This window comes from Micromonospora sp. NBC_00858 (genome assembly GCF_045207365.1).
Classification (GTDB): Bacteria; Actinomycetota; Actinomycetes; order Mycobacteriales; family Micromonosporaceae; genus Micromonospora.
This window is the reverse complement of sequence record NZ_CP108828.1, coordinates 3,322,913-3,342,466: the sequence shown is the minus strand read 5'-3', so window position 1 is coordinate 3,342,466 and position 19,554 is coordinate 3,322,913. Positions and strand designations below refer to the sequence as shown.

General features: G+C 68.5%; 12 protein-coding genes and 2 pseudogenes. 5 read left to right on the top strand and 9 right to left on the bottom strand.

The window, feature by feature from the left end:
• The first annotated feature begins 303 nt into the window (after positions 1 to 303).
• The gene (locus tag OG990_RS15580) at positions 304 to 2,646 is read left to right on the top strand and encodes a flippase-like domain-containing protein (protein WP_406081157.1); all 2,343 of its coding nucleotides are present in this window, start codon (positions 304 to 306) and stop codon (positions 2,644 to 2,646) included.
• A 137-nt stretch (positions 2,647 to 2,783) separates the two neighbouring features.
• Here OG990_RS15580 and OG990_RS15575 read toward each other — a convergent pair whose 3' ends face one another.
• Complete coding sequence (locus OG990_RS15575) at positions 2,784 to 3,380, bottom strand: hypothetical protein (protein WP_406081156.1); 597 nt, start codon at positions 3,378 to 3,380, stop codon at positions 2,784 to 2,786.
• 475 nt (positions 3,381 to 3,855) lie between these two features.
• Between OG990_RS15575 and OG990_RS15570 the strand changes: the two genes are divergently transcribed.
• Positions 3,856 to 7,038: a penicillin acylase family protein gene (locus tag OG990_RS15570; protein WP_406081154.1), complete on the top strand. Its 3,183-nt coding sequence runs from the start codon at positions 3,856 to 3,858 to the stop codon at positions 7,036 to 7,038.
• Positions 7,039 to 7,202: 164 nt separating this feature from the next.
• Here the strand turns inward: OG990_RS15570 and OG990_RS15565 are convergent, their stop codons facing one another.
• Entirely contained in the window at positions 7,203 to 7,694 is a 492-nt protein-coding gene (locus tag OG990_RS15565; RefSeq protein ID WP_406081153.1) for a DUF2809 domain-containing protein, read from the bottom strand.
• Positions 7,695 to 8,401: 707 nt separating this feature from the next.
• On the opposite strand from OG990_RS15565, the gene OG990_RS15560 reads away from it, so the two are divergent.
• A complete protein-coding gene (locus OG990_RS15560) occupies positions 8,402 to 9,076 on the top strand; it encodes a DUF1524 domain-containing protein (RefSeq protein ID WP_406081763.1) in 675 nt (224 codons plus the stop codon).
• 161 nt (positions 9,077 to 9,237) lie between these two features.
• Here the strand turns inward: OG990_RS15560 and OG990_RS15555 are convergent.
• The 3 genes and pseudogenes from OG990_RS15555 to OG990_RS15545 form a co-directional block, all read right to left on the bottom strand.
• Positions 9,238 to 9,508: pseudogene (locus OG990_RS15555) on the bottom strand (transposase); the annotation flags it as partial.
• Between the two features lie 27 nt (positions 9,509 to 9,535).
• Complete coding sequence (locus OG990_RS15550; protein ID WP_406081151.1) at positions 9,536 to 10,078, bottom strand: peptidoglycan-binding domain-containing protein; 543 nt, start codon at positions 10,076 to 10,078, stop codon at positions 9,536 to 9,538.
• 21 nt (positions 10,079 to 10,099) lie between these two features.
• The gene (locus OG990_RS15545; RefSeq protein ID WP_406081149.1) at positions 10,100 to 10,639 is read right to left on the bottom strand and encodes a peptidoglycan-binding protein; all 540 of its coding nucleotides are present in this window, start codon (positions 10,637 to 10,639) and stop codon (positions 10,100 to 10,102) included.
• Between the two features lie 617 nt (positions 10,640 to 11,256).
• On the opposite strand from OG990_RS15545, the gene OG990_RS15540 reads away from it, so the two are divergent.
• A complete protein-coding gene (locus OG990_RS15540) occupies positions 11,257 to 14,994 on the top strand; it encodes a helix-turn-helix domain-containing protein (protein WP_406081148.1) in 3,738 nt (1,245 codons plus the stop codon).
• Positions 14,995 to 15,996: 1,002 nt separating this feature from the next.
• Here the strand turns inward: OG990_RS15540 and OG990_RS15535 are convergent.
• The 4 genes from OG990_RS15535 to OG990_RS15520 all read right to left on the bottom strand — a co-directional run bounded on the left by OG990_RS15535 (position 15,997) and on the right by OG990_RS15520 (position 18,331).
• Positions 15,997 to 16,452: a MaoC family dehydratase gene (locus OG990_RS15535; protein ID WP_406081147.1), complete on the bottom strand. Its 456-nt coding sequence runs from the start codon at positions 16,450 to 16,452 to the stop codon at positions 15,997 to 15,999.
• Positions 16,453 to 16,486: 34 nt separating this feature from the next.
• The gene (locus OG990_RS15530) at positions 16,487 to 17,422 is read right to left on the bottom strand and encodes a beta-ketoacyl-ACP synthase III (RefSeq protein WP_406081146.1); all 936 of its coding nucleotides are present in this window, start codon (positions 17,420 to 17,422) and stop codon (positions 16,487 to 16,489) included.
• A 290-nt stretch (positions 17,423 to 17,712) separates the two neighbouring features.
• A complete protein-coding gene (locus OG990_RS15525) occupies positions 17,713 to 17,844 on the bottom strand; it encodes a hypothetical protein (RefSeq protein WP_406081145.1) in 132 nt (43 codons plus the stop codon).
• 10 nt (positions 17,845 to 17,854) lie between these two features.
• Positions 17,855 to 18,331 carry a MerR family transcriptional regulator gene (locus OG990_RS15520; protein WP_406081143.1) on the bottom strand — a complete coding sequence of 159 codons (477 nt, stop codon included), beginning with the start codon at positions 18,329 to 18,331 and terminating at the stop codon, positions 17,855 to 17,857.
• 116 nt (positions 18,332 to 18,447) lie between these two features.
• On the opposite strand from OG990_RS15520, the pseudogene OG990_RS15515 reads away from it, so the two are divergent.
• Positions 18,448 to 19,498: pseudogene (locus OG990_RS15515) on the top strand (aldo/keto reductase).
• Positions 19,499 to 19,554 lie beyond the last annotated feature (56 nt).

Here is a 19,554-nt window from a genome sequence, read left to right as displayed (position 1 = left end):
ACCGCGATCGCCGTCAGCTCACAAGCCCCGGGAGTCTGGTGTGTAGTCGCTCGAAATCGAGCAGGCTGCGGCAAGGTCCGGCGAGTGCACTCCCGCGAGCGGACTCCAGCGCCGGCAACACGAGCACCAGGGCCAGGACGAGGCCCGGCGGTAACCGCTGAGCACCGCGATCACCTTGTCCACCTGCTGATTGTCGCCCCGAGCGGGTTGATTTTCGGGCAAGAACCGTTCCGCCCGCGGGCGGTCCGTAGGGTTCGGACCGACAGCGGGAATCGAGCCGGATGAGGGGTCAGCCGAGGACCGGTGGTAACGCGGAGGCATCGACCGTCGCCGGCGCTGCTGGTCAGCCTGGCCGTCTCGGCCAGTCTGCTGGTCGTCGTCAGCGTCTTGGTGCGGCACCGACCCGTAGCGCTGTGGGAGCGGGACCTGTTCGTCCTGATCAACCACCTACCCTCAGGGCTGACGCCGGTGCTGGTCGTCGTCATGCAGGCCGGCTCGTATGCGGCGGTGTTCGTCGCCGCCGCGACGGCCGTCATCCTGCGGCGCACCGGCGTCGCGTGGCGTTTCCTGCTGGCCGGCAACCTCGCGTACTGGCTCGCCGTCGCCGTCAAGGCCGCGGTCGCCCGGCAACGACCGGCGGCGCTGCTGACCGAACTGACCCTCCGGGACACGATCACCGGAGCGCTCGGCTACCCCTCGGGGCACGTCGCGGTCGCCACCGCCCTGGCCCTCGTCGCGGCGCAGGCCGGCAACTCCCGCTGGCACCGCCTGGCCTGGGCGGTGATCGCTCTGGTCGCCGTAGCGCGGATCCACGTCGGCGCTCATCTGCCAGTCGACGCGGTCGGTGGGATCCTCGTCGGTTGGCTCGCGGTAGGCCTGACCCGGCTCGCCGTCGGCGAGGTCGGACCGCAGCAGTCCACCCACGATCTACGCGAGACGCTGCGGCGACGCGGATTCGACGTGCGGCGGCTGGAACCGATCGGCGGTGACGCCCGCGGCTCCCAGCCGTGGCAGGCGGTCACCACCGATGGACGGCGGCTGTTCGTGAAGGTGACCGGCGGCCAGCAACGCGATGCGGACTGGGCCTACAAGCTCTACCGGAGCCTGCGCTACCGGCACGTCGCCGACACACCGCCATACCTGAGTCCCGAGCAGCAGAGCGAACACGAAACCTACCTGACCCTGCTGGCCGAACGCGCCGGCGTCCGAGTCCCGGCCGTCGTCACGACCGCCACCGCACCCGGCGGAAACGCCCTGCTGGTGCAGGAGTTCATCGACGCGGCCCCGCTCAGCGCCATCGTCGGGCCGGTCCCGATCGCCGCCGTGCGGGACGCATGGGGACAGGTGGCGCTGCTGCACCGGGCGGGCATTGCCCACCGCGACCTGCGGGCCGCCAACGTGCTCGTCGACGGCGACCGCGCGTACCTGGTCGACCTCGGGTTCGGCGTCGACGACGCCCCGGCCGACCAGCGGGCCCGGGACATCGTCGAACTACTGGTCGCCCTCGCCACCCGGGTCGACTCGGCCAGTGTGGTCGCAGCCGCAGTCGACCGACTCGGCGCCGAAACGGTCGCGGACAGCGTCCCGTTCCTGCAACCGCCGGTGCTCTCCCGCGCCGGCCGCAACGTCCTACACGCCCACCCCGACCTGTTGAAGTGCCTCCGCGAGGAGATCCTGCGGCGCTGCCCGGACCGGGAGCGGCCCCCGGCCAAGGTGGTCCGGACAGCGCCACGGGACATCCTCCTGCTGGTGGTCCTCGGGCTGATCGTGCACCTCCTGCTCCCGCAACTTGGCGAGCTACGCACCGCAATCCACCTGATGGTGCACGCGAACCCGGTGGCCGTCGTGGCAACGCTGCTCGGCTCGGCCCTCACCTACCTGCTCAGCGCCGTCGTGCTCCGGTTGGCCGCGGCCAACCGGGTACCGCTCGGCGAGGCCACTCTGGTGCAGGTCGCAGCGTCGTTCGCGAACCGGCTGGCCCCCGGCAGCCTCGGCGGTGCCGCGCTCAGCCTGCGCTACCTGCACCAGAAAGGACTCGACACCGCGGCGGCGGTCACCGCCGTGGTCGTCTCCCGCACCGCCGGCGTGGTCTCGCTCGTGTTGCTGCTGCCGATCCTGCTGCCCTTCGCGCGGCAGCCCGCCCGTACCCTCACCCACGGCGCGACCAAGGCGCTGCCGCTGCTGCTGGGCGCCCTCGTCGCGCTGCTCGTCCTCGCGGCCGTCCTCGCCGCACCCCGCATCCGGCGGCGCGCACGCGCGGCGGCCGGCCGTGTCATCGCCGCCCTGCGCACCTTGACTCACCAGCACCGTCTCCGGCGGCTCGTCGCCGCGTCCGTGACGCTCACACTCACCTACGGCCTCTGCCTCTACCTCGCCCTACTCGCCACCGGCCAGCCCGTCGACATCGCGCTACTACCTCCGGTGATCCTGGTCTGCGTCATCGGCGAGGGCGTCGCCTCCGCCGCGCCCACCCCCGGCGGGCTCGGTGCCACCGAGGCCGCGCTCGTCTCCGGCCTGCTGCTCTACGGAGTGCCGCTGGACACCGCCGTCGCCGGCGTCCTGATCTACCGTCTCGCGACCTTCTGGCTCCCGGTGCCGCCGGGCTACCTGGCCCTCCGCCACATGACCCGTCACCGCTTGCTGTAACCGCGACTGCGCAGAACGAGACGACGACCAGCGCTGCGGCCCACACTCGACGGGAGCGGACCACCAAGGGCACACGACACCAGGGCAACGTTGCACTGGTGCGAGGTCCGGGTTCAGCGGCCGCGCCTGTAGCGCCCTCAGCGATCGTCTCCAGCAGGGATAAGGAGCCAGCGCGCAAAGCAGCTTTCGTCGTCCAGCTCGGTGTACCACCGGATCTTGAACCGATACGCGGTGATGTCACCCGTCTGGATCAGCATGCCCGGGTCAGGCTCTTGCTGCGGTGGACCGTGAACGATTGGCACCGGCCCTGGCCGTGCCGGCAACAACGGGGCCGAGTACTCGCCGGCGCCGTCGATTGCTGTGCTGAAGACCGCCAGTTCACCACTGCCGACGGCGAGGTCATCACCCTCGTCGTCCTCGGCGTCCGGATACTCCAGTGCTGCAGCGAGCACACGCGGGTAGTCGGGCCCAGATGCCTGCACGAAGGCGAGCGTGCCGCCCTCGGACTGGAAGACCTCAACCCAACTGTCGTCGCGGACAACCCCGTCCCCGCCGACCAGAGCCGCCCTGCCAGCCCCGACGACGATGGCGGTGTCCTCCGTCGCCATGTCAACGACCCGTTCGAAGTCGTCGTTGCTGTAACCGCACCATTCGCTCCGACGCATGGCGTCGATAGCGAGGAACGGTTCACCGTTGGTCCACAGCCGGCCGACATGAACCCATGATCCTCGCACTGACCCAGTATCACGTACGAGGACCCAGCAGCGGGGCATCTCGTGGCCATCGCCCCAACCAGCCCTACCGGTCCTGTCGATGAGCCATTCGGGCCCGCGTCCGACTCGCATCGCCCGCCCAGCTACACCAGCGGCTTCCAGGACGCGCTGCGCAGCTATGGACCCGTCACCGCTCCGCTGGAACTGCTCGGCGGACGGAGTTGGTGACTGGTCGCACCAGCGGAAGAGCAACACGGGGTGGCAACGGCGCCACCCCCACCGTGCCGGTTCCGGCCGGCGGAAGACGGCGAAACGTCGGCATTGGCTCGTGGTGAACGACGGCTATCCCGGACGGCGGTCCTGCGCCGATCATTGCCCCAGATTGACATGAGTCATTCTCACCTCCAGGCGGAACGCCCGGGCACGGAGGCGAGAGGTCGGCACCAGCAGCCGGGCGTACCGAACGGCCCGACTCCGCGTCCCCCGGAGGATCGCCATGCCCAGACCCGCCCTTCGCGCCCGGCTCGCGGCGCTCACCGCCGCCGCCCTGACCACGAGCGTCCTGACGGTCATCCCGCCGTCACCGGCGCTCGCCGCCACCTTCACCCCCGACGACTACTGCCTCGGCCAGTGCGCCGACATCCTGCCCCCCGGGCAGAACGGCAACGCCACGCTGGTCGCCATCCTGGCCCACCAGACGCTCGGCACCCGCCCGGCACACTCCAGCGACCAGCTCGACGAGTACGCGAACCTGGTCTACAACTACGCCGGGCTGACCGACGAGCAGATCGTCCACTTCTACAACGACGCCTCGTTCGGCGTCCCCGCCGCGCAGGTCGAAAGCACCATTTCACCGCGGGCGGACGTCACCATCGTGCGGGACAAGGCCACCGGCGTCCCGCACGTCACCGGCACCACCCGCGCCGGCACCATGTTCGGCGCCGGCTACGCCGGGGCCCAGGACCGGCTCTGGGTGATGGACCTGCTGCGGCACGCCGGTCGCGGCACGCTCACCTCGTTCGCCGGCGGCGCGCCGGGCAACCGTGAGCTGGAGCAGAGCATCTGGGCCAACTCGCCCTACGCGGAGGCGGACCTCCAGGCGCAGGTGGACGCGCTGCGCCTCAAGGGCACCCGGGGCCAGCAGCTCTACACCGACGTGGTCGACTACATCACCGGCATCAACGCCTACATTGACAAGTCGATCGCCGACGACAATTACCCCGGCGAATACGTGCTGACCGGCGCTGGCAAGCCGAAGCACTTCACCATGACCGATTTGATCGCCACCGCCGGTGTGGTTGGTGGGCTCTTCGGCGGGGGCGGTGGCAGCGAGATCCAGTCCGCGCTGGTCCGGGTGGCCGCCCGGGCCAAGTACGGCACCACCGAGGGCGACCGGGTCTGGCAGGCGTTCCGCTCGCAGAACGACCCGGAAACCGTGCTCACGCTGCACGACGGGCAGAGCTTCCCTTACGGCGCGACACCCCCGGGCGCGACCAGCGCGGTACTCCCCGACGCCGGCACGGTGATCGCCGAGCCCCTCGCCTACGAACAGAGCGGCGGGGCCGCCGCCCGCGCCGGTGCCAGCACAGCCACCCACGGGCTGCTCGGCGGGCTGTCCAACCTGCGCGCACACGGCATGTCCAACGCGGTGGTGGTCTCCGGCCGGAACACCACCACCGGCAACCCAGTCGCCGTGTTCGGCCCGCAGACCGGCTACTTCGCCCCGCAGCTGCTCATGCTCCAGGAACTCCAAGGGCCGGGGATCAGCGCGCGCGGCGCCGCGTTCGCCGGGCTGAACCTCTACGTGCTGCTCGGTCGCGGTCAGGACTACGCCTGGAGCGCCACCTCGGCCTCCCAGGACCTGACCGACACGTACGCGGTGCCGCTGTGCACCACCGACGGCAGTGCCCCGACGCTACGCTCCAACCGCTACCTCCACCGGGGCCAGTGCCTGGCTATGGAGGTGCTGGAGCGGCGCAACTCCTGGTCGCCGACGCTGGCCGACTCCACCCCTGCCGGCTCGTACACGCTGCGCGCGCTGCGCACCAAGTACGGGCTGGTGGCCTACCGGGGCCTGGTGAACGGGCAGCCGACCGCGTTCACCAAGCTGCGCTCGACCTACCGGCACGAGGCCGACTCGGCGATCGGCTTCCAGGCGTACAACGACCCGTCGGCCATGGGCAGCGCGGCGGCGTTCCAGGCGTCCGCGGCCAACGTCGGGTACGCGTTCAACTGGTTCTACGTCAACTCGACCGAGGCGGCGTACTTCAACTCCGGCTCGAACCCGGTCCGGCCCGCCACCGCCGACCCGAACCTGCCGACGAAGGCCGAGCCGGCCTACGAGTGGGTGGGCTGGAACCCGGACACCAACGACGCCACCTACACCCCGGCGTCGGCCCACCCGCAGTCAGTCAACCAGGACTACTACGTCAGCTGGAACAACAAGCAGGCGCAGGACTTCGCCGCGGCCGACGGCAACTTCAGCTACGGCGCGGTGCACCGGGGCCAACTGCTCGACGGTCCGGTGCGCGCAGCCATCGCCCAGCGCAAGCTCGGCCGCGCCGACATTGTGAAGATCACCGCCGAGGCGGCGGTGACCGACCTGCGTGGCCAGCAGGTTCTCGGCGAACTGCTGCGGGTGCTCGACAGCACGCCGGTCACCGACCCGGCGCTGGCCGCCGCCGTGAGCAAACTGCGGGCCTGGCAGCAGGCCGGCTCCCGCCGGGTGGAGACGTCACCCGGCTCCAAGGTCTACCAGCACGCCGAGGCTATCCGGATCTTCGACGCCTGGTGGCCGCTGCTGGCCGCGGCCCAGTTCCGACCCGGCCTCGGGCCCGACCTGTATGCCGCCCTGGTCGATGCCATCGAGGTGAACGAGGCGCCGTCAGGCGGCCAGAACGGCGGGCGTGACGGCGCCGTGAGCTGGGCGTTGCAAGGGCAGGCGCACAAGGGTTCGTCGTTCCAGTACGGCTGGTGGGGCTACGTCGACAAGGACCTGCGGACCGTGCTCGGCGACCCCGTCGCCGGCGGGCTGGGGCGCGCGTACTGCGGCAACGGCAACCTTGGCGCGTGCCGGCAGGCGCTGCTCGACACGCTCGGCCGCGCCACCGCGGTGCCGCGCACGACGGTCTACCCGGGTGACACGTCCTGCGGGGCCGGCGACCAGTGGTGCGCCGACTCCATCGCCCAGTCCGGGCTCGGCGGCATCACCCACCCGCTGATCGCCTGGCAGAACCGTCCCACCTACCAGCAGGTCGTCTCGTTTCCGGCGCGACGCGGCGACAACGTCACCAACCTGGCGCAGGGCCGTCCGGCCACCGCGTCGAGCACCCAGTTCCTGACCAGCAACACCCCGGACAAGGCGGTCGACGGCAGTCTCGGCAGCCGGTGGTCCAGCAGCTACAAGGACAACCAGTGGCTCCGGGTTGACCTCGGTGCGGCCCGGACGGTCAGCCGGGCGGTGCTGCGCTGGGAAGCCGCGTACGGCATCGGGTACCGGATCGAGGTCTCCGGCGACGGTACCTCCTGGCAGCCGGTGTTCAGCACCACCACCGGCAACGGCGGCGTCGACAACGCCACCTTCACCCCGGTCAGCGCCCGCTACGTGCGGGTGTACGGGGTCAACCGGGCCACCTCGTACGGGTTCTCGCTCTACGAATTCGAGCTCTATGGACGGTGACCTCGGCCGGAGGGCCGGCGGGAACCACCCGCCGGCCCCTGCGGGGCGTGCGCAGCGCCACGGCCGGCGGGCGGGGCCTGCACGCTCTCCCGAATGCGATCGAGGGACCGGCGGTCCGGGCGGTGACGACGATCCACGTCGCAGCCATCTCGGGCTGAGGCGCTCTACCGGCGGCGCCAGGCGTCGGCCTCCACGTCGAGCAGGTCGTTCAGCGTCGGTGGCGGGACAATGTCGTGCGGCGGTCGCGACGCGGGGCGGGTCCGGGCGCGCAGCCAGTGGTGCAGCACCACCAGGGGGGCCACGCCGGCCGGATACCAGGCCAGATCGACGGGGTCGAACTGCACTCCCAGCGCCAGTCTCGCCGCCAAGCTCTGGGCTGACAGCTCGGCCGGTATCCCGGTCAGCTGCGCGCACTCCACCACCCAGCAAACGACGATCGCGAGCGTCCCGGCCGGCACCGGCGCCGTCCGTGGCCACAGGAACAGCACCCCGGCCCAGACCATCGACGCGTACAGCGCGGTGCCGGAGTACTGCCGTAGTGCCCCGTCGTCGACGGCGCGGATCAGCAGTGCGGAGCCCAGGAACAGCAGCGCGGCTAACGGCATGAGCAGCCGCACCTTGCGGGCCGTGATCGGCATTCTCACGATGGTCGCCACCGCATCAACGTACGGGTCTGGTGCCGATGCCGGTATGGCGGCTGCAGCGGCACAAGCCCGGCGGCCAGGTCTGCGGCGGGCAGCGGGTTCCACGTTGCTCCGGCTCGCCCATACAGCAGCAGGGCGGCGGAGCGGTCGGCCATCTCGCCGTCTGCCGATCCTGGTCCACCGTCGCGTCTTCGCGGCCTCGGGCCGCAGCGACCTGCACTCCCCGGCGTTGCGGGTCGCCGTCGTCCTGACCGCGGCGACGGTCTCGGCGCTGCGGCCGACCGGCACCTGCGTGGCGGTGCGTTCGGCGTGCGTGACGACGATTCGGTCGACCGCGCCGAGGCGTGCCAGGTGGCGAGGCTAAGCACGTCGGGTGGGTGCCGGCGCAGACGTGATCCCACAGGTCGGTGGTGAGGCGGCCGAGCCGCGCGCCGTACCCGAGGACGTTGTGGCCGTACCCGGCGGTGGCCAGGCTCGCGTCGATCCACATCGCCCCGCCCTTACGCATGTTGAGCATGAGCGGCGCGAGCGACCGGGCGTCGCCGCGCAGGGTGAACCGCTACATGGTGCAGTGGTTGCGCTTGCCGAAGCGGATCGAGATGCGGGTGCAAAGCGCTTCGAAGTTTCGTGGCTACTTCCTCGCCTCTTCACAAACGCATCCTTCGATGGCCATGATCGTCAGAGACGGTTGCCGTCCACCCAGTGCCGAGGAGGCTCTCATGGGGGTAACCCGAATCTCTGCCCGTTTTCCACGCGTCACGCGTCACGCTGCCGCAGTCGTCTTGGCCGCGCTCGCGGGCGCCGGTCTGGTCGGCGTCAGCGCGCAGCCGGCGTCGGCCGCACCTCCCGGGATTCCGTCGAAGGCGACGGCGCAGTCTCAGCTCAACGCCCTGACCGTAGCGGCGCAGGGCTCGACCAGCGGCTACTCGCGGGACCTGTTCCCGCACTGGATCACGATCAGTGGTAGCTGCAACACCCGCGAGCAGGTCCTCAAGCGCGACGGCACCTCCGTCGTCGTCGACAGCTCCTGCGCCGCCACCTCCGGCCGCTGGTACAGCCCCTACGACGGCGCGACCTGGACGGCGGCCTCCGACGTCGACATCGACCACGTCGTGCCCCTCGCCGAGGCGTGGCGCTCCGGCGCCAACTCCTGGACGACCAGCCGCCGGCAGAGCTTCGCCAACGACCTCACCCGCCCGCAACTGATCGCGGTGACGGACAACGTCAACCAATCCAAGGGCGACCAGGACCCCTCCACCTGGCAGCCGTCCCTGTCCTCCTACCGGTGCACCTACAGCAAAATGTGGATCACCGTGAAGTACAACTGGAGCCTGAAGCTGCAGTCGTCGGAGAAGTCCGCCCTGCAGAGCATGCTCAACACCTGCAGCTCCTGACACAGCCCCCTCGGCCGGCGGTGCTCCTCCGGGACGCACCGCCGGCCGGACTATGCCTGCTCTGGCGGAGACGCTGGGCTTTCGCTGGCCTGCTTGCGCCACTGCCCTCCAGCACAAGATGAGCGAGCCGCGCTGGGTGAAGACCTTCGCCCGGGCGAACCGCACCGCTGTGCCGTCGTCATGCACCTGCGCCGCGGCCAGAATCCGATCACATGTCCCGTCCGCCGTCCATCGGCGCAGGCGTTCGTGACGGGTCTTCCACGGCCCATACAGTTCGGGCAGGTCGCGCCACGGCGCACCCGTTCGCAGTTTCCACAGGATCCCGTTGATGACCTGACGGTGATCCCGCCACCGCCCCCACGCCTCACCCGGCTCGGGAAGCAGCGGCGCGATCACCGCCCACGCCTTATCGGTCAACTCGCCGCGACGCACCACCGACACATCGTCAGCGATCAACCACTACACGATCGGACGCCCCAGGCGGGCGCAGGTGTTGGTGCCGCCGGCTTCGGAGGGGAACTTCAGGGACGCGCGTGACTGCGGCCCGAACTGGCCGTCCGCGCTGATGCCCGCCTTGCTCTGGGCGAACTTCAGCGCGTTGAAGGTCAATTGGCCGAACGACGCGTCCTCTTGAAGCCGCGCCTTGCCCGCGGGTGCGAGGTAGCAGTCGTTCAGGGCCCACTGGAGGGCCAACGTGCCTGGCCCGCCGTCGCCCCAGAGCAGCGAGCACGGCAGGGCGCCGTACTTGCCGATCGGCGCGGCGACCGTGTAGCCCGCCTGGTTCGAGACGTACGTATACGACTCGCACTCGGGTTGGCTGCGAGCGTAGGCGGGGTTGGCGGAGACGAGCGTGCCCGCGATCACGGCCGCGAGCAATGTGCACAGTGCTGCCAGACGTTTCATGGAACCCCTTTTCATCGCAATTTTATCCGGGCCATGCATCGATGCATGGGCCGCGCCGGCGCCCTTCGCCTTTCGCGGTACGGCGAATTGAAGCTTCATCCCTTGTTCTCCTTCGAACCCTCAGCTGCCATGGCTCGTGTCGGTCCACAATCTGTCGCCGGGCATCTTGAACCAGGTGACTCCGTCCGAGATCCTGTCCCGGATGAGGAAGGTTCGGCCCTCCTTGCGTCCGTAATACGTGTAGTACAAGTAAGTGCCGTCCGACTTGTCGAAGTGGTAGCCCCAAACGGAGTTCTGGCTTGCCGCTTCCCAGGTCTCCGGACCAACCCAGCCGTCGACGTCGATGTCAACCGGGTGTGCGGCGTTGTAGAGCTGCTGCCAACGGACCGTGGCGTTGTGAGTGTTAGATCCAAACGCCCCGTCAATGTCGCTGTAGCCTTCATCCGCCCAGAGGTGCCGCTGCCAGAAGCGCACCAGATTGCCGCTGTTGATGCATGGGGTGGCTTCTTTGCAGAGCATGTGAAGGCCGGGGTAAGCGGTATGCGCCGACGCGGGGCTCGCTGTGACCAGGGAGGCTCCCAGCACCACAGTCAGCGCGAGGACCACCCGCGATGCGAGTACCTTGCTGCGCCGCCGGACCGTACTCTCGGTTTGATTCATATAGACCCTGTTCTCGAAAGGTGAACGGAATCATGATGCCGCGTGTGTTACTGGCGTCCGTTTTTCCGTCACGCTGCTCCTTGATTTCCATCAATTTTCGGCGCGCCCCGAAAGCTGTTTCGCTCCCTTCTCCTCACGTCTGGGCCGAACACCGCGATGCGGGGCCGCCATCGGTCAGCGGGCCGTAGCTACTTCAGTGGCCAGACATTGACTCCGCGGGGGCTTATGACGGATCCCGCACGGCAATCCCTCGTGGTGGCGGCCACCGAGGTTGTTCGCCGCGTCCACCGTGGACCGTGCATGCGTTGACCGGTAGCGTGGCACGCACCGGACAAACAACGTCGGACAAAGCTTGGCGTCTGCGCTGGTCAGAGGCGTGCCCGCAGGCCGCATGGAGCGACCAGCTACCGACCCCTTGAACGGCGACCCCCGCCCCGCACCCGGCACGCGAAGTCCCTGATACTGCCCTCGATCCAAACGATGGGCAGCGGACGCCTGACGGCACGAAGCCCGCCACGGGTGCGCGGCGGGGGAGTCTGCCTGGAGGCAGGACTTGGAGGTTGGTGTTGGGCCGTCGGGAAACGCCCCTGGACCCGAAGGCGGGCCCGGTCCACCGGTTGGCGTGGCAGCTGCGCCAGTTGCGGGAGCGGGCTGGCAGCCCGAGCTATCGGGTTCTGGCTCGGCGCGCGCACTACTCGGCGAGCACCTTGGCGGATGCGGCGAAGGGTGACCGGCTGCCCTCGCTGGAGGTGACGTTGGCGTACGTCGAGGCGTGCGGTGGCGATGCCGACGAGTGGCGGGCAAGGTGGTCGGCCATCGCGAATGCAATGGCTGCATCGGCGACGCCGGTTCGCGATGAGGAGCGCTGCCCCTATCAGGGGTTGACGTCGTTCCAGCCTGAGCAGGCGGAGTGGTTCTTCGGCCGGTCAGAGTTGGTTGACCGGCTACTGAATCGAGTCGAGCGGCTGCCACTGAGCTGCCTCATCGGGGCATCCGGTAGCGGGAAGTCCTCGTTGCTGCGGGCTGGTCTGCTGGGCACCATCGCAGCCGATCGCCGGGCGCCGCAGCGTTGGCGGACCATGTTGATGACGCCGACCGAGCACCCGCTCGAGGCCTTGTCGGCCGAGGTTGCGAAGTTGTCCGGTCAGGACGTCGAGCAGGTGCGCGAAGAGCTGACGGAGGACTCAGCCGGCCTGGACATTGCCCTACGTACGACCTTGGCCGCCGGTCACTCGCAAACCCGGGCACTGTTGGTGGTGGACCAGTTCGAGGAGATCTTCACCCTCTGCGTCGACAAGGACGAACGCCGCAAGTTCATCGAAGCGCTGCTGGACGCCACTCAGGGTGCGGACCGTCGTGCCACTGTGATGCTCGGCGTGCGCGCCGACTTCCTCGCTCACCTCATGAATTATTCGGGGCTGACCGACGCACTGGGCGACGAAGGGCACCTGATGGTGGGCCCGGTGACCACCGCTGATCTGCGTGAGATTGTTACCCGGCCCGCCGCGCAAGTCGGAATGGGAGTGGAATCCGATCTGCTGACCACGGTGCTCGCTGATGCCGCCGACGAGCCGGGCGCGTTGCCGCTGGTGTCGCACGCGCTGCTGGAGACGTGGCACCGACGAAGCGGGGCGACCCTCACCCTGTCGGCCTATCACGCAAGCGGGGGCGTACGGGGGGCGGTCGCCCAGACCGCCGAGCGGGTTTATGCCGAGTTCGGGGCAGCGGAGCAGCGAGCCGCTCGCCGGATTTTTCTCCGGCTCACGGCCTTGGGCGATGGCACCGAGGACACCCGCCGGCCCGTCGCGCGAACGGAACTCGAGGGTATCGCCGATGAGGCCGTCACGATCAGGGTCCTGGACCAGTTGGCCGCGGCCCGGCTGGTGGTCCTGGGCGACGGCACTGTATCGGTGGCCCATGAGGCGCTGATCAGTGCCTGGCCACGGCTACACCGATGGCTCACCGACGACCGTGCGAGCCTGCTCATCCACCGGCGGCTCACCGACGCCGCCCACACCTGGACTTCATTGCACCGCGATTCCGGAGCCCTGTACCGGGGCGCCCAGTTGGTTACCGCGCGTGCGTTCGCCGATGACCGTCGCGACGAGTTGAACCAGCACGAGCGCGACTTCCTGCGCGCCAGCAACGCTCTCGCCGAAGCCGAACAGGACAAGGCCCGGCGGCACGCCCGTCTCCTCAAGCGCCTCGTCGCAGGCGTTTCCGTCCTCTTGGTACTCGCCCTACTGGGCGGCGCGGTGGCGGTGCGGCAGCGCCAGGACGCCCGCCGGCAGCAGGTGGTCGCGCACTCCAGCGAGCTGTCGCTACAGGCGCGATCTCTGCTCGCCACCGATCCGGAACTGGCCGGCCTGCTGGCCGTCGAAGCGGATCACCTCCACTCCAGCAACGAGAGTCGGGGGAGCGTGCTGAGCGCGGCAGCCGCGCCTCGCCACACCGAACTCAACGTCGGCGGACCGTCTATCTACGCCGTCGCGTTCAACCCTGACCATTCCCTACTCGCCTCCGCCACCGCGGACGGCACGATCGGGCTGTGGGACCCCGCGCGCGGTGAACGCACCGCCACACTGCCGGGGCACCCCGGCCGGGTCGCGAACCTGGCCTTCGCCAGCGATGGAAAGCTGCTCGTTTCCGTCGGGGTTGATGGAACCAAAGGTTCCATCATCGTCTGGGACGTTCACACACGCCAGCAGATCACCTGGCTGGAGGAGAACAACCTCGCCTCCGGCACGGCCTTCAGCTCCGACGGAACAAAGGTCGCCGTCGGCTTCGCGAGTGGCGCGGGCGGCTCCGGGGCCAGCGCGGACACCCCAAAACCCGGCGACATTGCCCTATACGACCTGAGGGCCGGGACCCGCACGCTGCTCCGCGGGCACCACGTGCCGGTCGCGTCCCTGACCTTCAGCCACGACGGCAGGCTCCTCGTGTCCGCCAACGGGAAAGAGAACCCGACCGTGTGGGACGTGGCAAAACGCAGACCGATTGCCCACCTGCCCACCGAGCACATCTTCTCGGTCGCCTTCGGGCATTCCGGATATGTTCTCGCCGGTTTGGCGCACGATCGAGGGGTGTACCTGTGGAACCTTGGCGACGACCGGCCGGTTCCGCTCCCGCCGTTGCCACTGTCGGGCCGCTATGCGTGGTCGATCTCCGCTCCTGTGGACGACAAGCTCGCCGTGGCCGACGAAAACGGCGTGATCACCATCTGGGACCTGCGACGCCGCGAGCCCCTGCAGACCTACCAGGACCGGGGCCGCAGCGAGACGGCCTCCGTCGCGATGAGCCAGGACGGAGCCATGCTCGCCTCAGCCGGGTTCAACGGAACCATCGTGCTCCACGACCTCGGCCACGCCCCATTCACCGGGTTCACGGCACAGGTGAAGGACGTCAAGGTCAGTCCGGACGGAAGCACCATCGCCTCAGCGGGCAGCGACAGGACAGTTCGGCTGTGGGACGCACACGGGAAGTTCCTGGTCACACTGGGTGGGCATCCAGACGAGGTTCAGGCCGTCGCTTTCAGCCCGGACGGACGCCTGCTCGCCGCGGTCACCCGAAATAACATCGTCACGATCTGGGACATCCAGGGGCGAAAGCATGTGACCCGGCCCTTCCCGACCAAAGGAGTCGGTGCCTCGACGGACGTTGACTTCGATCCCGGTGGCCGTATCCTCGCAGCCGCCACTCTCGGCCCTGCCTTGTGGGACGTCACGGACATAAACAAACCGTCCGAAATAACCGCCAGGTTCCCGGCCCGCATCGTCACGTCGTTGGCCTTCACCCCGGACGGGCATCGACTCCTGGGGGCGAGCGTGGGCGGCTACGTCAACACGTGGGATATCACTACTGGAAAGCTGCTCAACCGGGTCAACGCCCAGCAGAGCACGGTGCAGGATATCGTGGTCAGCCCCGACGGCAGCTGGCTGGCCACCGCGGGTGACAGCCGCACCATCAAACTGTGGGACGCCGCGACCGGTCGGGAAACAGCCGTACTGAGTGGCCATACCGCGCCCGTCCAGGTCCTCGCCATCAGCCGAGACGGCCGCCGTCTCGCCTCCGCCGGCGACGACCACACCATCATCGTCTGGGACACCAGCACCCGCCAGCACGTCGTCACCCTCACCGGCCATACCGCAAGAATCCGCGGGCTCGCATTCACCCCGGCCGGAAGCCTCATTTCCGGCGCCGAGGACGGCCGAATCATCAGCTGGTCGTTTAATCTCCATGCTGCCAAGGCCCAGATCTGCGTCGCCGTCGACCGCAACCTGACCCGACAGGAATGGGCTACACACATTTCCACGGAGCCATATAAGCCCTCCTGTGCTGCACCGCCGAGTCGCTGACGGCGCGCGGCGTACCTGTGCCAGGCTGCCGGCCGACCTCGACGTCCACCCGAGAGTCGCCATGCGGGTTCTCTGGCATGCCTGCTTTCTCGGTGGCGATGGAGAGCTACGCGCAGCTCTTCAAAGACAACCTGGGAAGCCGTCAAGCGCGGCGGGCCGTGCGCTCGGCAGTTGAAGGTCAGTTCGGCGGTTGGGATGGCCCTTCCGGTCAACTCTCGGTCGCGTATCGGCTGCCACAGACGGGCGCCACCCTCACGCGGGCTAGAGACCGTCGATCGGACGGGCTTGGCGTTGCGATACCGTCAAGGCGCCCGCGCCGGCGTCGAGTGGTCCGCGTCCGTCGGCTGTCGATGGTCCGCAGGGCGCCCCACGAATCCAGGGAGATACCGATGCCGGAGCCTGAGCCCGTCCAAGACGACCACGCGGCAGATGCCGACACCTCAACCACGGCCGAGACCGACCAGCCTGCCGCTCACGCAAACCGGGCTGCCCGACGCGCGAAGGGCAAGGTCGCCTCGCCTCAACCGCATGGAAAGGGTCAGCACCTCGGCGGCCGGAGCTCGGTCCAGAGCCCGCGCCAGTGGGGTAACCGCCGAAGCGGCTGATCCGATGGTGGAGCCCATTGTCAGCACGCGGCTCCCGGTGTCAACAGCGAGCGCCGCCACACCGACCGCGTACGTCAGGGCCACCATGCCGCCGGAGCCGGCGTAGACAGGAATTGTCGGAAGTGATTGACGTCCCTAACCGACAAGCGGAATCGACGGATGTGATAGGCGCGTACCACCCGCCGCGTGTTGAAGGCGGGTGGTACGGCAGCACCGGCAAACCTGCTCGCGCTGCCTTTCAACACCCACGCCCCCTCAGGAGGGCGGTAGCGGCTCACTTGGCGAGCCGACACCCTGAACTGCCGACATGCGGATACTGCCCGCCGGCTACCTCCGGCCGGATTCTTCTGCAGGAATTGATACGAGGCCGGATCGCTGGCGGAAGTTCCGGCAGCCCTCACTCATAGAACACCAACACCTGGTCCGCGATGCACGCAGGCTTGGTCTCGCCCTCGATCTCCACCTTCACTTGTACGACCACGCGGGCGCCGTTGGACAGGGGTCGGGCCTGCGTAAGCGTGGCCACACCGCGGACGCGCGAACCGACCAGCACTGGCGTGCGGAAACGGACCTTGTTCAGACCACCGTTGACCACCAGGCGAACGCCGTCGACGTGGATCAGCTCGGACAGGAAGGCGGAGCATAGCGAGAGCGTGAGCGCGCCGTGCGCGACGGTCTTCCCGAAAGGGCTCTCCACAAGGGCGCGCCGCTCGTCTACGTGAATCCACTGATGGTCGCCGGTGACGTCCGCGAACGCGTTGATCCTGCTCTGGTCGATGACCTGCCACTCGGTAGTGCCGAGCAGCTCGCCCTCGTGCTTGAGGAACGCGGCGATGCTCTCGTACGTGCTCATCCGCTCCCCGTTCCCCCGCGGTTCATAGTCATGGTCATGGGCAGCGGATGATCTGCCCGGCGTACGACAATCCTCCGCCAAAGCCCAGAAGCAGCACCGGTGCACCGGGCTGCAACTCTCCGCGTTGGAGCAGTTTCGACAGCGCGATCGGGATGCTTGCCGCCGAGGTGTTGCCCGATTCGATGACGTCACGGGCAACGACGGCCTTCGTCGCCCCGATCCGCTGTGCGACCGGCTCGATGATGCGCAGATTGGCCTGGTGCAGGACGATGCCGCCGAGATCGTCCGGCGTTATGCCGGCGGCGGCGCAGATCCGGCGGGCGATGTCGGGCAGCGTGGTGGTGGCCCACCGGTAGACGGTCTGTCCAGCCTGGGTGAACTTGCGATCACGCTCGATCACCACGGCCTCGCCCATGTCTGGGTAGGAGCCCCACACCACCGGGCTGATCTCGGGCTGCTCGGCGGCGGTCAGCACCACCGCGCCGGCTCCGTCACCGACCAGCACGCACGTCGTCCGGTCGGTCCAGTCGGTGAAGTCACTCAGCCGCTCCACGCCGATCACCACCGCGTTCGTCGCCGAGCCGAGCCGAACGGCGCCGTCAGCCGTGGCCAACGCGTGGGTGAACCCGGAACAGGCGACGTTGACGTCGATCGTCGCAGGTGACGGCATGCCGAGCCGACGCGCGACCCGGGCGGCGACGTTGGGACTGCGGTCGACCGCCGTGCAGGTCGCCACCACCACCAAATCGACCGCCTCGACGGCCACGCCGGCATCACGCAGGGCCGCGGCCGCCGCCTCGGCCGCCATCAGGTCGAGCGGCTCGGCGGGCCCGGCGATCCGCCGTTCCCGGATGCCGACCCGACTGCGGATCCACTCGTCGCTCGTCTCCACCATCGTGGCGAGGTCATGGTTGGACAGCACTTTCGCAGGCTGGTAGTGACCTGCGCCGACGACCTTCGAACCGCGCACCAGTGCTTCCCTTCAGCCCACGCCAAGACCAGTAGGTAGACGTTGTCTACCATCTCGGCGTAGACGATGTCTACGCATGCGCCGAGCGAAACCCGGGAGCCGCACGCCAGCGGTGACTCGTCGCTGCAATGGGGCGAAGTTAGTCCGCTCGCCTTCCCCACACCACCAGCTCGCCGTTTATCTTGGGTCAGCCAGTCGGCTAGTGGGTTCCTCGGCGATGGCGCATCGTGGACATGTCCATGACGGTGCCTGTCAATCTGCTCAACCAGCTGCGGCCGAAGTTTCCGTTCCTACAGCAGTGCCGAGCAGCCGCCAGAGGCGTCAGCACGTAGCGGGTCGGGCGAGGCGTCCGGAACGTAGCTGGTGACGTAGTTGGGCGCGATCAGCAGGATGACGTCGGCGCTGGTGGCGTCAGCCCGCACGGCGCCGCGTTCACGAGCCCGACACCCGCGCGTAGCCGATGCGGATCTCGGTCGGGTGCTCCGGTGCCGAAGGGGTTGGAGCGTGGCATTGGTGGTCGGCGGCGCTGCCTGGGTCGAGGAGGTCCTCATACACTCCGACCTTGAATCTGATCAGGTCCAGGCATTCGGCGAGTTTGCCGATCTGAGTGGTGACGTGGGCTTGGTGCTCACGCATGAGCGTGAGTCGTTCCTCCTCGTTTCCGGCTCCTTGCCGCACGAGGTCGGCGTATCGGCGTAGCGCGGGCAGGGGCATGCCGGAGGCGCGCAAGATGATGCAGACGGTGAGCCAGTCCACGTCATCCTGGCTGTAGACGCGGCGCCCGCCAGGTCCGCGCCGCACAGGGTTGATGAAGAGGCCCTCGTGCTCGTAGAAGCGCAGCGCGTGCACGCTCAATCCGGTGCGTTCGGCGACCTGCCCGATGCTCAGACTCGTGGTGACCTCAGCCATGCCGCTCAGGGTAGCGGCTTGACCTAGAGCCGACTCTAGATCCTAGGGTTCCCCGTGCTATCGACGCTTCTGTCGCTCTGTGTAACCACGGCTGAACCAGTAAGGGAAGCATCACCATGCGCTATCGCACCCTCGGCGGAACCGGTATCGAAGTCAGTGCCTACTGCCTCGGGACCATGATGTTCCAGGATGGCTGCAACTCCGACCACGACGATTGTGTCCGTATTATTCACACGGCTCTGGACGAGGGGATCAACTTCGTCGATACCGCTGACATGTATGGACGGGGAGAGTCCGAAGAGATCGTGGGGAAGGCGCTGCGGGGGCGCCGTGATGACGTCGTACTCGCCACCAAGGTGCACTTCCAGATGGGCGAGGGCCGCAACCGAAGTGGCAACTCGCGCCGTTGGATCCTCAAGGCGGTTGAGGACAGCCTCAGGCGCCTAAACACCGACTGGATCGACCTCTACCAGGTCCACCGCCCCGACGACTCGACCGACATCGAGGAGACGCTCTCGGTGGCTCAGCGACCTCGTGCACCAGGGGAAGATCCGCGCTTTCGGCTGCTCGACGTTCCCGGCTGAGGAGATCGTCGAGGCGCATCACGTCTCCGAGCGTCGTGGCCTCGGACGCTTCCGCACCGAGCAGCCGCCGTATTCGATCCTGGCCCGCGGGATCGAGGCCTCGGTCCTGCCCGTCTGCCAGCGCTACGGAATGGGTGTGCTGGTCTGGAGCCCACTGGCCTTCGGGTTCCTCACCGGCAAGTACCGCAAGAACCAGCCCATCGACCTGTCAACCGGCCGTCCCACAATCCGGCCGGAACGATTCGATCCCACGATCGCAGAAAACGCCGCGAAGCTCGACGTCGTCGAGCAGCTCGTCGAACTCGCGGAAACCATCGGCTGCACCCTCCCGCAGCTCGCCATTGCGTTCACCGTGGCCCATCCGGCCATCACCTCGGCGATCATCGGACCGCGGACCATGCCCCAGCTGGAGGATCTCCTCAAGGGCGCCGCACTCACTCTGGACGATGCGACCCTCGACCGAATCGACGAGATCGTGCCGCCCGGAACCAACCTGTACAACCCCAACGCTCCTCTGCCCCCGCGTTCACTGACCGACACCGCACGGCGTCGCCGCCCACTCGCCGACCGCGCCGCCGCCTGAGTGAGCTGACTGTGGTGGGTCAGTTGCTGAATCGAGGGAGACGGGCGTCCCCTCAG